Origin of the sequence: Carboxylicivirga mesophila (genome assembly GCF_018271975.1) — a bacterium.
Classification (GTDB): Bacteria; Bacteroidota; Bacteroidia; order Bacteroidales; family Marinilabiliaceae; genus Carboxylicivirga; species Carboxylicivirga mesophila.
Genome location: NZ_JAGUCN010000001.1, coordinates 145,551 through 160,375, shown reverse-complemented (window position 1 = coordinate 160,375; position 14,825 = coordinate 145,551). Strand labels below are relative to the sequence as shown.

General features: G+C 42.8%; 12 protein-coding genes. 10 read left to right on the top strand and 2 right to left on the bottom strand.

The features are described 5' to 3' along the window. Positions 1–278: 278 nt before the first annotated feature. A complete protein-coding gene (locus KEM09_RS00700) occupies positions 279–1,676 on the top strand; it encodes an aminopeptidase P family protein (protein WP_212223814.1) in 1,398 nt (465 codons plus the stop codon). Between the two features lie 85 nt (positions 1,677–1,761). Further along, the gene (locus KEM09_RS00695; protein ID WP_212223812.1) at positions 1,762–2,868 is read left to right on the top strand and encodes a C1 family peptidase; all 1,107 of its coding nucleotides are present in this window, start codon (positions 1,762–1,764) and stop codon (positions 2,866–2,868) included. Between the two features lie 412 nt (positions 2,869–3,280). Here the strand turns inward: KEM09_RS00695 and KEM09_RS00690 are convergent, their stop codons facing one another. Continuing rightward, entirely contained in the window at positions 3,281–4,255 is a 975-nt protein-coding gene (locus KEM09_RS00690; RefSeq protein ID WP_212223810.1) for a M23 family metallopeptidase, read from the bottom strand. Positions 4,256–4,375: 120 nt separating this feature from the next. On the opposite strand from KEM09_RS00690, the gene alaS reads away from it, so the two are divergent. The 3 genes from alaS to KEM09_RS00675 all read left to right on the top strand — a co-directional run bounded on the left by alaS (position 4,376) and on the right by KEM09_RS00675 (position 10,134). Continuing rightward, the gene (gene alaS, locus KEM09_RS00685) at positions 4,376–7,012 is read left to right on the top strand and encodes an alanine--tRNA ligase (protein ID WP_244824732.1); all 2,637 of its coding nucleotides are present in this window, start codon (positions 4,376–4,378) and stop codon (positions 7,010–7,012) included. 165 nt (positions 7,013–7,177) lie between these two features. Then, positions 7,178–9,523 carry an arylsulfatase gene (locus KEM09_RS00680; RefSeq protein ID WP_212223808.1) on the top strand — a complete coding sequence of 782 codons (2,346 nt, stop codon included), beginning with the start codon at positions 7,178–7,180 and terminating at the stop codon, positions 9,521–9,523. Positions 9,524–9,681: 158 nt separating this feature from the next. Next, positions 9,682–10,134, top strand: a complete 453-nt coding sequence (locus KEM09_RS00675) for a DUF2846 domain-containing protein (protein ID WP_212223806.1) — start codon at positions 9,682–9,684, stop codon at positions 10,132–10,134. A 101-nt stretch (positions 10,135–10,235) separates the two neighbouring features. Here the strand turns inward: KEM09_RS00675 and KEM09_RS00670 are convergent, their stop codons facing one another. After that, the gene (locus tag KEM09_RS00670) at positions 10,236–10,892 is read right to left on the bottom strand and encodes a hypothetical protein (protein ID WP_212223804.1); all 657 of its coding nucleotides are present in this window, start codon (positions 10,890–10,892) and stop codon (positions 10,236–10,238) included. A 562-nt stretch (positions 10,893–11,454) separates the two neighbouring features. Here KEM09_RS00670 and KEM09_RS00665 point away from each other — a divergent pair. From KEM09_RS00665 to KEM09_RS00645, 5 genes are all read left to right on the top strand, one after another. Then, positions 11,455–12,036: a hypothetical protein gene (locus KEM09_RS00665; protein WP_212223802.1), complete on the top strand. Its 582-nt coding sequence runs from the start codon at positions 11,455–11,457 to the stop codon at positions 12,034–12,036. 172 nt (positions 12,037–12,208) lie between these two features. After that, positions 12,209–12,364: a DUF4469 domain-containing protein gene (locus tag KEM09_RS00660; protein WP_342343994.1), complete on the top strand. Its 156-nt coding sequence runs from the start codon at positions 12,209–12,211 to the stop codon at positions 12,362–12,364. Positions 12,365–12,829: 465 nt separating this feature from the next. Next, positions 12,830–13,225, top strand: a complete 396-nt coding sequence (locus tag KEM09_RS00655; RefSeq protein WP_212223798.1) for a hypothetical protein — start codon at positions 12,830–12,832, stop codon at positions 13,223–13,225. 340 nt (positions 13,226–13,565) lie between these two features. Then, the gene (locus KEM09_RS00650; RefSeq protein WP_212223796.1) at positions 13,566–14,126 is read left to right on the top strand and encodes a hypothetical protein; all 561 of its coding nucleotides are present in this window, start codon (positions 13,566–13,568) and stop codon (positions 14,124–14,126) included. Between the two features lie 72 nt (positions 14,127–14,198). Continuing rightward, positions 14,199–14,783, top strand: a complete 585-nt coding sequence (locus KEM09_RS00645) for a YdeI/OmpD-associated family protein (protein WP_244824730.1) — start codon at positions 14,199–14,201, stop codon at positions 14,781–14,783. The last annotated feature ends 42 nt before the right edge of the window (positions 14,784–14,825 follow it).

Below are 14,825 nucleotides of genomic sequence, written 5' to 3'. Positions count from 1 at the left end.
TCTCATAAAAACGTGCTTATGTTTTTACAAAAACGTAGTGATGTTTTGATCAAAACATAAGCACGTTTTTTCTAAAACATCACTACGTTTTTTTCACTTGTCAAATGCAGATTCCAAATCATTGCTATTCTCTCCTTACTCCACTGGCATGGATTTATAATCCTTTTAGAGATTAATCCCAGCCCCAGTTACCATCACTCAGCCAATGTGACAATTATCGTTTCTGTTTGTTATTAAAAACTGTATATTGAAATCCAATTTCAAAAAAATCAAATCATATGTTTTCAAAAGAGACGTACATCAATAGACGCAAAAGATTGCAGCAAAAAGTGCAGTCGGGATTAATTCTGATGCTGGGAAATACAGATGTTCCTATGAACTACAAGGACAATGTGTACCATTTCCGTCAGGATAGTACTTTCTTATATTTCTTTGGCATTGACCTGCAAGACCATGCAGCCATTATTGATATTGACAATAACAAAGAATACCTGTTTGGCGATGATATCTCGCTGGGCCACATCATCTGGATGGGACCTCAACCAACCATGACTGAGAAAGCTGCTTCGATTGGTGTTGAAAATACTCGCCCGATGGCCGACCTGGCCACTATGGTAGGTGATGCCCTCAAAGCTGGTCGCCCCGTACATTTCAACCCGCCTTACCGCGGTGAAAACATTATGTGGCTGGCCGACTTGTTAGGCTGCCGCCACAACGAAGTACAAAGCAAGACGTCGCTGGAGCTGACTAAGGCTTGTATCGAGATTCGCTCTATTAAAGAACCTTGCGAAATTGAGGAGATGGAGCGTCACATGGCCGTAGCCTATCAGATGCACACCACCGCTATGCGCATGGCGCAGGATGGCGTGACCGAGCAAGCCATTACCGGCGCTATGGAAGGTATCTCCATGAGTGGAGGCGGCATGGTATCCTTCCCCATCATTTGTAGCAAGCGAGGTGAAACATTACATAACCACGACCATAGCAATACATTGAGAACAGGCGACCTGCTATTAGTGGATGGTGGTAGCGAATCGCCATTGCATTATGCAACTGACCACACACGTACATCGCCTGTAGGTGGTAAATTCTCGCAACGTCAGAAGGAAATTTACCAGATTGTGGTGGATGCCAACAACATCAGCCGCGAAGCCACTAAACCGGGCGTTACCTACAAAGAAGCACACCTGGTAGCCGCACGTGTTATTGCATCGGGACTGAAAGATCTTGGTCTGATGAAAGGCGATGTGGACGAGGCTGTGGCAGCTGGGGCACATGCTATGTTCTTCCCTCACGGACTGGGCCATATGATTGGTCTGGATGTGCACGACATGGAAGACTACAACGATACTTTGGTGGGCTACATGGACGAGATGGAACGAAGCACTCAGTTTGGCTTATCAGCACTTCGCCTGGGTCGTACACTACAGCCAGGCTTCTGCATCACCAACGAACCTGGTATCTATTTCATCCCTGCATTGATTGACCAATGGAAGGCAGATGGCACCAATGCTGATTTTATCAATTTTGATAAGGTTGAGTCTTACAAAGACTTCGGAGGTGTTCGTCTGGAAGACGATATCCTGGTAACTGAGGATGGCTGCCGTATTTTAGGCGATCGTATTCCAATTACGGTTGATGAAGTTGAAGCCACTGTAAGTGAAGGAAAGAAATAGGTTATAGATATTAGTCAGTGGTCAGTAGCTCATTAAACTACTGACTACTGACCATCAACTAATGACAAGTTATTAAAAGTAAATCATGAAGAGATTACAACTACTATTTTTAGCTACGGCAATAGCAATTGGAGCTGTAGCACAGGAAGAGCCCAAGAGCACCATTGAATTTACACCGGTGCACGACATTAAAACAACCCCTGTAAAAAGCCAGGACCGCACAGGTACCTGCTGGTCGTACAGCACCACTTCTTTTGTTGAGACAGAAATTATTCGCCTGGGAGGTCCTGAACTGGACTTATCTGAGATGTATTTCGTTCGCTATGCCTACCCTGAGAAAGCCCGTCTGTATGTGATGGCACACGGCAAAGGTAATTTCAGCGAAGGAGGCCAGGCACACGACGTAATGAATGTGATACGCCAGCACGGTATCGCCACAGAAGCTGCCTTCCCTGGCCGACGTGATGTTACCAAACCTCATAACCATTCTGAGTTAGCCTCTTCACAAAAAGCGCTGCTCGATAATTTCATCAAGAGACGCAAAGCAGCTCCTTCTCCTGTTTGGTATGAAGTACAGGGTGCAGTACTGGATATTTATCTGGGTGAAGTACCTGAAACAGTAGAGGGTAAAACACCTCAGCAGTTTGCTCAGGACATGAAAATTAATCCGGATGATTACGTAGAACTAACATCCTACACACACCACCCCTATTACAAAGCCTTTAACCTGGAAGTGCCCGACAACTGGAGCAATGATCACTATTACAACCTGCCATTAAACGAGTTGATGGAAGTAATGGATAATGCTTTAGCCAATGGCTACTCATTTGTATGGGATGGCGATGTCAGCGAAAAATTCTTCTCACATAAACTGGGTGCCGCCATTGTGCCTGCTGATGAAGACTTAGGTTTTGCTCCACAGGAAGAAAAAGAGATTACACCTGAAGTACGCCAGGAAGCCTTCCTGTCGTGGCAATCAACTGACGATCACCTGATGCACATCACTGGTCTATCGAAGGATCAAAATGGTACATCCTACTATAAAACTAAGAATAGCTGGGGTACTGATCGCGGTGCCTACGAAGGTTATCTGTACATGTCGGAAAGCTACATGCGCCTGCACACAGTAGCCATTATGGTGCATAAAGATGCGTTGCCAAAGGTCATTAAAAAGCAGTTGGGGATTAAGTAATATCTTATTGTAGTATCAAGACTCAAGACATAAGACTTTAGACGAAAAAGAATAGATATGAAAGGTGGCTGCGGCCACCTTTTTTTTTCTAAAGTCTTCATGACTTGCTTAATTGCTCTTCTTTCCCAACACACACCTACCCTGCATTCAGCACTTAATTGTCCGCTAGCGCATATGTAATCTGTGCTATGGAAGAATTAATACTAATAAAATAGTCCGGCTTTTGAATGCATATGAGTTTTTCAACTAGCTATGAGTTCAATATAGATCGTACAGTTGGCATAGTGCCAAAGCTAACCTACTGAATGTTTTGCTTATTTATTTAGTGCACGGATTGCAAATCCGCGCCAGCCGTGGCAGCAAGCAGAAAGGTGACCGTTTGGCCACCTTTCTGCTATATCAATCGTTCTATTTAATCAAATGTCTGGTTAGAGTTTGATGATATCTGAATCATCTTATCATACTCTTCAGCCGTTAAGTCTTCTTTGAAATAATAGTGCTGCGGATTCACCTTCTTGCCTTTCACATGTACCTCATAGTGAAGGTGAGGCGCTGTACTTCCACCGGTATTACCTACATAGCCAATCACGTCACCACGTTTTACCTTCTGTCCTCGGCGCACGTTAAATTCATCAAGGTGCGCATATAGTGTAGTATAACCAAAGCCATGATCAACCTCGATGCGTTTTCCATACCCGGTTTTTTCATTGGTGATTTTAGTTACAACTCCATCAGCCGTGGCATAAATATCGGTGCCGATAGGTGCCGAGAAATCCATTCCTTCATGAAACTTTTTCACCTTGTAGATGGGGTGAATACGGTATCCCCAACCTGAGGCTGTCCGCTTTAAATCAGCATTGGAGATAGGCATAATAGCCGGCGTGCATCGCAGCATTTCTTCTTTACGCATGGCCAGCGAAATCACTTCATCAAAGGAAGTAGACTGCACATAAAGCTGTTTCATCACCACGTCAAGGCGCTTGGCTGTGTTAATCACCAGTTCGGCATTATCCATATCTTCGAGATGGCGATAGCGGTTGACTCCACCAAAACCGGCTCGCCGGATACTGCTTGGAATACTATCTGCCTGAAAAATAGTACGGTAAATATTTTCGTCCCGCAGCTCAATATCTTCTAAAACTAACTCCAGCTGATCGAGCTTCTTATTCATAATGTCATACTGTGCCAACAGCTGATGGTTCTCGCGCTCAAGGCGTTTCTCCACCGGACTTTGAAACACATATGGGTAAATGAGATAAGTCAGCATCCCCACCAACAATACAAACATAAAGTAGATAGATGCTCTGGAAATATAGTATTTAGAACCTTTGTTTATTTTATCGTAGCTAAGCGTTTCAGGATTATAGCGATACTTAACTTTTGACATAGACCGTATGTTTTACTTTTGTTAGAAAAATTGGGTACTAATCGTCCCAAAATTACTTAAATAATCTAACTTTGCAAGGTTTTTTATTGTACATAACACCTTGATATAAATTTACGAGATATGATGACGGCCTCTGAAGTAAGAAAGAGTTTTCTGGATTTCTTTAACTCTAAGCAACATAAGGTGGTGCCTTCGGCGCCAATGGTGGTTAAAAACGACCCGACATTGATGTTTACCAATGCCGGGATGAACCAGTTTAAAGATATATTCTTAGGCAACCATCCGGCTGAAAGTCCACGTGTTACCAACTCGCAAAAATGCTTGCGTGTATCGGGTAAGCACAACGATCTGGAAGAAGTAGGCCATGACACCTACCACCACACCATGTTTGAGATGCTGGGTAACTGGTCGTTTGGTGATTACTTCAAAAAAGAAGCCATTGCCTGGGGTTGGGAATACCTGACTGATGTGCTGAAAATAGATAAAGACCGTCTTTACGTCACCGTTTTTGAAGGCAGCAAAGAGGATAACGTGGGCCGTGATGATGAAGCTGCCGATGCCTGGAAAGAGTGGATTGGCGAAGACCGCATCATCAACGGTAATAAAAAAGATAACTTCTGGGAGATGGGCGAAACAGGACCTTGTGGACCCTGCTCGGAGATACACATAGATATGCGCCCCGATGAGGAGCGTGCCATGGTAGATGGTAAATCACTGGTAAACATGGATCACGACCAGGTGATTGAAATCTGGAACCTGGTATTTATCCAGTATAACCGCATGGCCAATGGCGAACTGGTGCCACTGCCCAATAAACATGTTGATACCGGTATGGGATTTGAACGCCTGGTGCGTGTTATTCAAGGCAAGTCATCCAACTACGACAGCGATGTCTTCACCCCCATCATCAATAAAATTGCTGAACTATCGGGCTTTGAATACGGCAAAAGCGAAGAAACAGATATTGCCATGCGCGTAGTGGCCGACCATGTGCGCACCATTGCTTTCTCCATTACCGACGGACAACTACCATCGAACAACAAAGCGGGCTATGTAATCCGTCGTATCCTGCGCCGTGCCGTGCGTTACAGCTATACCTTCCTCAATAGCAAAGAGGCCTTTGTGTATAAGCTGGTGGATGTACTGATAGCTACCATGGGCGATGCCTACCCTGAGCTGCAATCGCAGAAAACATTAATTGAGAAGGTTATTAAAGAAGAAGAGGAATCGTTCCTGCGTACCCTGGCTACCGGCATCAGCATGCTGGATAAAATTATGGCCGAAACCAAAGCCAACAACTACAATGTGGTAAATGGTGCAGTGGCCTTTGAACTGTACGATACCTTTGGTTTCCCACTGGATTTAACAGAGCTGATACTGAAAGAAAACAACCTGGTGGTGAACCGCAAGGAGTTTGAAGAAGAGATGAACAAGCAGAAAGAGCGCGCCCGCAGCGCCACTGCCATTGAAACCGACGACTGGGTGGTGCTTCAGCACGATGACCGCGAAGAGTTTATTGGTTACGACTACCTGGAAACAGATGTGTTCATCACCCGCTACCGCAAAATAAAGCAGAAGAACAAAGAGCTGTACCAGCTGGTATTTAACATCACCCCGTTTTATGCCGAGAGTGGTGGCCAGGTGGGCGACACCGGTTACATTCAGAATGAGGATGAGAAGGTTTATATTATAGATACCAAAAAAGAAAATAACCTGATTGTACACCTCGCCAAAGAGTTACCATCGGATCTTAATGCCACTTTTAAGGCCATTGTTAATAAGGAAGCGCGACAAAATACAGCCAACAACCACACCGCCACTCACCTGATGCACGAAGCTTTACGTGAGGTATTGGGCGAGCATGTGGAGCAAAAAGGCTCGCTGGTGCATCCCGACTACTTAAGGTTCGACTTCTCGCATTTTGAGAAAGTGAGCGAAGAGGAAATTGCCAAAGTAGAGCAGCTGGTTAATCAGCGTATCCGCCAGAATATGCCACTGGAAGAGATGCGTGAAATTCCTCAGGCCAAAGCATTGGAGATGGGCGCCATGGCCTTGTTTGGCGAAAAATATGGCGACCTGGTGCGTGCCATCAAGTTTGGCTCATCGGTGGAACTGTGTGGTGGTACCCACGTGGAAGCAACCGGTCAAATGGGCTTCTTTAAAATCATCAGCGAATCATCTATTGCGGCGGGCATCCGTCGTATAGAAGCTGTTACAGGGGCAAAAGCTGAAGAATTCATCAACCAGCAGTTTGCTTTAATTAAGGAGCTGGGCGAGATGTTTAAAAACCCGGCCAACCTCAAAAAGAACATCGAAAACCTGATGAATGAAAACAGCAAGCTAAGCTCTCAGGCCGATGGCATGCTTAAAAACATTATGGCCATTGAGAAGCGCAACCTGGTTGATAGTGCGGTGGAACACAGCGGCATTAAAGTGATTGCCACACGGGTAAAGCCGATGCTGGCTAATTCATTAAAAGACCTGGCTTTCCAGATTAAGCAGGAGTTGGATGACGTGGTAGCGGTGCTGGGTGCCGACGTAAGCGGCAAACCACAGCTGGCTATTCTGGTAGCTGACAACCTTGTGAAGGAGCGCGGCTTAAATGCCGGTGCCATTGTGCGCGAAGCGGCTAAAAAGATGCAAGGTGGTGGCGGTGGTCAGCCATTCTTTGCCACGGCAGGTGGTAAAAACCTGGATGGATTAGACGTGGCCATTGAAGAAGCTGTAGCCATTATCAAAAACCAGCTTGATAGTTAAAACATACTTTACTACAAATAGGAAGAGCTCGCCAAACGGCGGGCTTTTTTTATGCCTTCTAATTAAATCATGACTTTTATTTAATTTTTCCATAACTTACTATGTCACAATCAATAGGTAATTCATCAAACATCTTAAACAAATCAACATTCAAGACATAACACTATGAGAAACACAATTGGATTAAGTGCGCTATGCATCTGCTTTTTGTTAGCTTGCACACAGCCACCGTCAGACACCCAAAACACGGATGATAGTTTTGAAAAGTATGGCCAGGAGTTTAAAGGAAAGATAGCGCAAAGCTATGAAGACTCCCAGGAGTGGTGGCCAGAGAAGAAACGCCCCCCGAAAAACTCTCCTAACGTGATAATATTTCTGCTTGATGATGTAGGATTTGCACAGGTAGGTTCATTTGGTGGCCTGATTGAAACACCGAATATTGATTATCTGGCAGATAATGGGCTGCGATTTAACAACTTCCACACAACTGCCTTATGCTCCCCATCACGAGCAAGCCTGATGGCAGGACGTAATCCGCATAAAATAGGATTAGGTTCGCATGCTTTAACTGCCATGGGTTTTCCTGGTTACAATGCCATTGTACCACCTTCGGCCAAATCAGTTGCTAACTATCTGCAGGAAGAAGGCTACGTCAATTATGCCCTGGGCAAATGGGATCATACCCCCTTGTACGAAGTATCACAAATCGGGCCACATCACCGCTGGCCAAGTGACGAAGGCTTTGCCCATGCCTACACCTTTATGGCTGCCGATGTGCACCAGTTTATACCGGTTATGTGGGACGATCACCACCCCGAACCTTACCGGAAATCGGAGCACCTCGACAAAGATCTGGCTGACAGAGCTATCCAATGGATCACAGGCCACAAATCGTTGGACGACGAATTACCATTTATGATGCTATGGGCTTCCGGATCCATGCACTCGCCTCATCATGCAATAGACGATTACATTGCCAAATACAAAGGTAAGTTTGATATGGGCTGGGATAAGGCTCGCGAAATGATATTAGCCAATCAAAAGGCACTAGGCATCGTACCAGAAAACACTAACCTGTCGGCCCGTATTAAAGAAATACCTGCCTGGGAAACGCTTTCAGCTGATGAAAAAAAGATGTATGCCAGACAAATGGAAGTATTTGCGGCACAAATGGAACATGTTGATCATCAAATTGGCCGGGTTTTAAAAACACTTAAACGCATTGGCGAACTTGATAATACCTTGATATTTGTAACAGCCGATAACGGCGCTTCAGGAGAAGGAGGCCTCACAGGTACTTTCAATGAAACCTATGTTTTAAATGGTATGCAAACCCCATTTGAAGCCAACCTGCGCCACTACGATAATTGGGGCCAGTGGGATAGCTATCCGCATTATCATGCAGGATGGGCCATGGCCGGTAATACGCCTTTCCCCTATTTTAAGCAGTCGGAACACCGCGGTGGCCAGCACGATGCCCTGGTCGTACATTGGCCTGCCGGCTTTAAAGCACAAGGTGAGATACGGAGTCAGTACCATCACATAACCGATATTGCACCAACCATAATGGATGCCTGTAACTTTGAGTTGCCAAAAGAATATCATGGCATTGAACAGCAGGCATTCACAGGTATACCAATGAACTATTGCTTTGATAACCCTACTGCTCCCAATGCCAAAAAACAGCAATACTACGAAATGTTTGGCAACAGGGCTATCTGGAAAGACGGCTGGAAAGCGGTTACCTTACACGCCAACCGGATGCCATGGGATGTAAATGTCGTACAACCATTCGAAGATGATGTGTGGGAACTGTATCATGTGGCCGAAGATTTCTCAGAAAGCAATAACCTGGCCGATGAATATCCTGAGAAACTGGAGGAACTGAAAAAAGTATTTGAACAGGAGGCCTGGGACAACAATGTGTATCCGATGTATGACGATATGCTGGCGCGCCTTAACAAAGTTAACTATGTGCTCTTTGGCGATAAAAAGGAATTCACCTATTATGCACCGGGTGCCGTGCGAATAGCTGAGAAAGCATCTGCCCCGGTGAAAGGTCGTTCGCACAATATTGAAACAACACTTGATTTAAAGGGTGGCGAAGAAGGCGTTATAGTTGCCTGCGGTGGAATGACAGGTGGTTATACCATGTACATCAAAGGTGGGAAAGTACACTATAACTATAATTTCCTTGATGGTGAACACCACCACCTGGTGTCAAAGCCACTGCCAAAGGGAGAAGTGGATATTAAATTCACCTTTGAGCTCGACCGCGAAAAATTAAAACCCGGCACCATTATGCCATGGCCAGGTACTGGTGCACTATACATTAATGGTGAAAAACAGGACGAGGTATATTTCCCTACAACACACATCTCTACCTATTCACTGGCCGAAACGTTTGATGTAGGTATTGACACCGGCGCTCAGGTGGACCCAGACTACCAAGGCAACCCATTTCCTTATACAGGTGTGATAGACCGGGTAACAATAACATTAACAGACTAGCTATAATGATAAGCAAGCAAGTATTGCAGGTATTCTGCAATACTTGCTTTTACATCATTCATTTTGAGCCATCAGGAGTAATGAAATAGTTATTAAGGATAATTTCTCAACAGTACAGGTGGCATATTTGTACCATAAAAAATTGTAAAGAGTGAGTCATGAAAAAATTAATATTTGCCTTGGCTGTTATTCCCTTATTAATTGGATGTGCAGGCACATCCAAAGCGCCTGTTGAGCATAGCAATGAGGCTAAGCAGTTTGAAAAACACCCAGAGAAAGGCATCGTTTATGTGTATCGAACAGGCAGAGTCGTAGGCGCTGCCGGACAGATACAAGTTAAGATAAATGGCATAGATGCAGGGGGTACCGGTCCTGCCACCTTCTTTCGCTGGGAGCTGGAACCCGGCACCTACTCGTTTATGAGTTACACCCCTGAAAGCTCAAAGGTGGTAGAACTGAACGTTGAGGCCGGTCAACACTATTTCCTGCGCCAGGATGCCAGAATGGGCGTCAGTGCCGGACGTGTGACCCTGGTTGAAAAAGATGAACAAACAGGCATGAAGGAAGTAAATGACTGCAAACTACTGGTTAGTGCCTATCGCCAGAATTAATAACAATAGCTAAGCTCGCCAACAGGCGGGCTTTTTTATACAAAAAAAAGACAGCCCCAATGAGCTGCCCTCTTCAGTATATTGGATAACAAACTACTCTACTAAAGAATAATTTCGGTGTCAAATGCCACTTCTTCGCCAGCCTGGTTGATGTAATTGATAATGAGTTTAGCACCAGTCACTTCCTGCTCAATGCTGCTTAAATCAAACTCAGCTACATAGCTCAGTTCCGATGTGGCTTTATCCTTTTGCGAATCGTGTACAAGCATCAACACCAACTCTTCGGTATTAGCCTCAAAAGCATCGGCATTATAAGCCAGCTGATTCAGTTGCACCTTGTCGCCTCCCACATAGTTTAAGTTGAGGCTTAATACGCTTCCTTCCACCACAACGGCTTGCAGTTCTACGCCCGAATCAGTCAGGTCCACCATATCTGCATCAATCACTTCTTCTACCTGCGTGTAGTTAATGTCTGTCAGTCGCACATTAATACCTTCGCCCACCTCGGGTGTTGGCACATACTCCATGACGTACCACGCATAGTCGGCCATTATTTCTTTATCAACAGCCACATTTTCTACTATCTGGTAAATAACGCCATCAACCGATACAATGGTTTCGCCATCGTAGTTGGCCGTTTCAGCCATTACCACAATGCCCGCAAAGGGATCTTCCACTTTAATAGCATCATCACTGCTACAACTAACCATTAACATAGCAACAAGCGCTGCCATCATTCCTGCATGCAAAAATTTCATCTTAATCGCTTTTAATATTAAAAAAATCGGATCTGTTGATTTTTTCCAGATGGGTAGTAGTATGATGTAATTATTGGCTGTGGGTTGCGCCCCGATGGGTACTTTTTTCGTTGAAAAATCATCAAAAGCAACCTAAACGATTAGCAGACAGACAGGTCACAACCACCATATCATTTTAAAAAAAAATCAATTCAAACTCCCGCATAAGCAGAGCAAACTATAGAGGCTTCACCAAACATCAGATACAACTAACGCTTGTGTCATTATTAACCAGAAAAAATTTTTCTCGGGTCATTACAGAGCTGCCAAAGCCCGAAAAAATATTCTTCAACTCATTGCAAGTTTCTACTTGCTCCACCGGAAAAGGCATAGCACCGACCGGAGATAGTAGTTATGGCACCGGGACAAGATTACTTACACGATGAGCGAACCACTTACTTAACCATAATAGCTCAAGGATAATTCCATATAGGAATGGATAATTGCACTCAACTTTCTCTATATTTGAAATAACATGCAGTGCACGTTATAAACAAGTTAGGCCTCATATAAAAATACAAACATGAAATATTACACATTAATTACCATATTCCTTCTCATGAGTATAGTGTATGCTAATTCTCAACAAAAGGGAATCAATGTTATATATGGCGACCATCATTTATTTACAGTTGAGACACCGACAAACTGGATAAACGATAAAGAGGCAGCTAGCACAATTGGACTAACAAACTTCTTTTACTGTATTGATGACAAAAGTAAGTCAGTAAAGAGTTATATGTTTGCAAATGGAATTGATAAAGGAAATCCCCAGGATTCTTTAAACGCTTTTGTTGATGGAGATATTGAAGCATTTAAGGAAAAATACCCGAATGCAAAGATTTCTAAGTTCGAAATTGGGCATACCCCACCAATTATTGGAGCAATTGCACTCTCATACACAAACTTACATGACAGATTTAAAGAAGAGGTAGTCTACTTAGAAACAGAAATGACATTCATTGTCCTTACTTTCTCAGCAGATAATGAAAATGACTATCAGAAATATTCAAATGTTTTTGATTCTGAGTTTATCGGGACCTTTCAGTTTATAGGTAATGACCCGACTCCATTTCTAGAATGGCAAAAGAATAATCAAAATTAAAATACGAGGCCTAACAAGCCGCAATAATGCAAAGCAGAGTCCGTACGGTTTAGGGTGGGCAGATTCCCGCCTCAATTGTCAGTCCTATCGGACGGACAACCTCAACGCAAACCTGCTACAACATCATGCGGCCAACCAATGGGCGCAAGCAAAAACGCAGTAGCAAAATCTAATCATCAGCAATAAAAACAAAGAGCTGATAGTGATGGTGCCTGCATTGGCTCCCGGCGACTATGAATTGCAGGTGGTGACGCAAGGCACCAATGGTTCGATACTGCTGAAAGAGCCAAGAACAGAGCAGCTGGATAGCATATTGAGCGTTCAATAAAATGCTTTTACTCCACAGACTTTTCTGTGCGGAGCCACAGACTTTTCTGTGCGGGGCCACAGACTTTTCTGTGCGGGGCTACAGATTTTCCTGTGCGAGGCCACAGATTTTTCTGTGAGCATTATTAAAACTAAAGCAGTATGCTGGATTAAACCCGAGAGGCGCAACAGGTTGATTGCCGACGCTCCCGGGCTTTTTCATGTATTGACAGTAACTGCAACTGGCGGTATCAGATACAAATGCTAACAATTTTAATAATTCGATTAGTATGCAATGCACACACTTTCTGAATGCTTAACATATAAAGGTGCACAATACTTGCCTAAATGGCATGTATTGCGCACCTTTAGCATGCGTAAAGAAGAAATAAACGCCATACGCTTATAAAATCGTTAGGCAATATTTATCTAAGCAATTGAAAAGTCAATAACCTAGTGCAACAAATTAAATATGAACCCAACAATTATGGAAAAGAAAACAGTAACACTTATACTTCTGTTTGTCACATTGATTAATATAAAAAGTCAAACGACAGATATTAAACTCAAGGATATAATTGTAGGCACATGGAATATAGAATATAGAGGCACAACAGTGACAACAGACAATCCTGATGCAAATGAAAATATCGACCTGACTTCAGAATTACTTAAAAAGGAAGATGGCAAAATAGAATTCGTTAATCAAACATATATTTTAAATTCGGACAAATCAGGGAAATATTTAATTAAAGGAACGACTATATATTTAGACGACAAAAAGTATCATTTTGCAATTCATAATAAGGACAAATTTAACCTTGTTAGAAAAATAAATGCAGACTGTTTCTTGACATATATGATTGAACGAAAAAATAAATAAAAAACATTGCCTAACAATGGCTAATAAAGCATAAGTGAATCGACTCGTTTTGGTTGGTTCGTAGCTTCGGCGGTCAGCGCCAAATCGATTTGGCTTTTGAAATTAAAAGATAAAAACAAATACAACGCTTTGGCTCCGTGAAGTTCGAGAGTGAGTACGGCTAAAAATCACTTACGCTTCATAGCCGCGTCCGTCAGACTGTCTAAAAACCGCCTGTTTATAGAATAGCGGGATCAGATATTTTGTATCTTGGGGTATCAAAAACATACTCTTAACATAGCATTGCCAATAGTTAGGTTGTTATGCCATACATCAATTGCACTCATCTAAAACGAACTAAATGAAGCTATTCACTGCATTTATAGAAAAGAACACTTCTGGAAAAAAGGTTTTAGGTTTTTTTATTCTAACCAATGTCGTATATGTCTTCATGCTGACTGTTACTATTCCTAAAACAATGGCGTTTTCTGATGGAATGAAACTGTTGGATATGATGCCTGCGGGGTATGATTTGAATTATGTTAGTGAATTATTCAGTTCTCTTGGAGAAAATGGGCGTAGGTTATACCTTACCCGTCAAATACCTGTGGATTTGATTTACCCATTCCTCTTCGCTCTCTCCTACTGTATACTTCTAGGGTATTTCTTAAAAAAACTAAATAAACTAAAGACGCCATTTCTGTATTTATGCCTAATCCCTGTATTTGCAGGTATTTCAGATTATTTAGAGAATATTGGAATAATTACAATGTTATATAGCTATCCGGACATAACACACGATGCGGTAAGTATGACAAATCTATTTTCAATTTTAAAAAGTATCTCGACAAGTGTATTTTTTATAGTCTTAATCGTTGTGTTAATATTAGTTGGACTTTCAGCTATGAAAAGGAAAACCTAAAACAAATATTAGCTCCGCTCACATGGAAAGTCAGTACGCTTAAAATACCTGAATCCAGTATACACAAGGCCAATGCCAGCAACTTATGAGATGAGTGAAATAACAACTAAATATTTTACGAACAGGAAAGATTGGAGAAATTGGCTCCAGGCTCATTTTGAAACTGAAGATGAAATCTGGCTGGAATATCCTTTAAAAAGGACAGGTAGAAAACGCATCTTGTATAATGATGCCGTTGAAGAAGCGTTATGTTTTGGGTGGATCGACAGCACCCTTAAATCACTCAATGAAGAGACCTCCATTCAACGGTTTTGTAAAAGAAGAAGAAACTCAGGTTTTTCACAGCCAAATATTGAACGCCTGAGGTGGCTTTTTGAAAACAACATGATTCACGATTCAATTAAGGATGACGTTTTAAAAGTCATTCAACAGGAGTTCACTTTTCCAGAGGACATACTGCGGGAGTTAAAAACGAAAAAAGTTACCTGGGAGAATTACCAGAACTTTTCGGAACCATATAAACGCATCAGAATTGCCTATATCGAAAATGCCAGAAAAAGGCCGGAAGAGTTTGAGAAGCGTTTACACAATTTCATTGCCAAAACAACAGAAAACAAATTGATTAAAGGCTTTGGAGGCATTGACAAATACTACTAACCTGAGTTCAAAATTTTACGTCAAACTCAGGTTACTAATGTG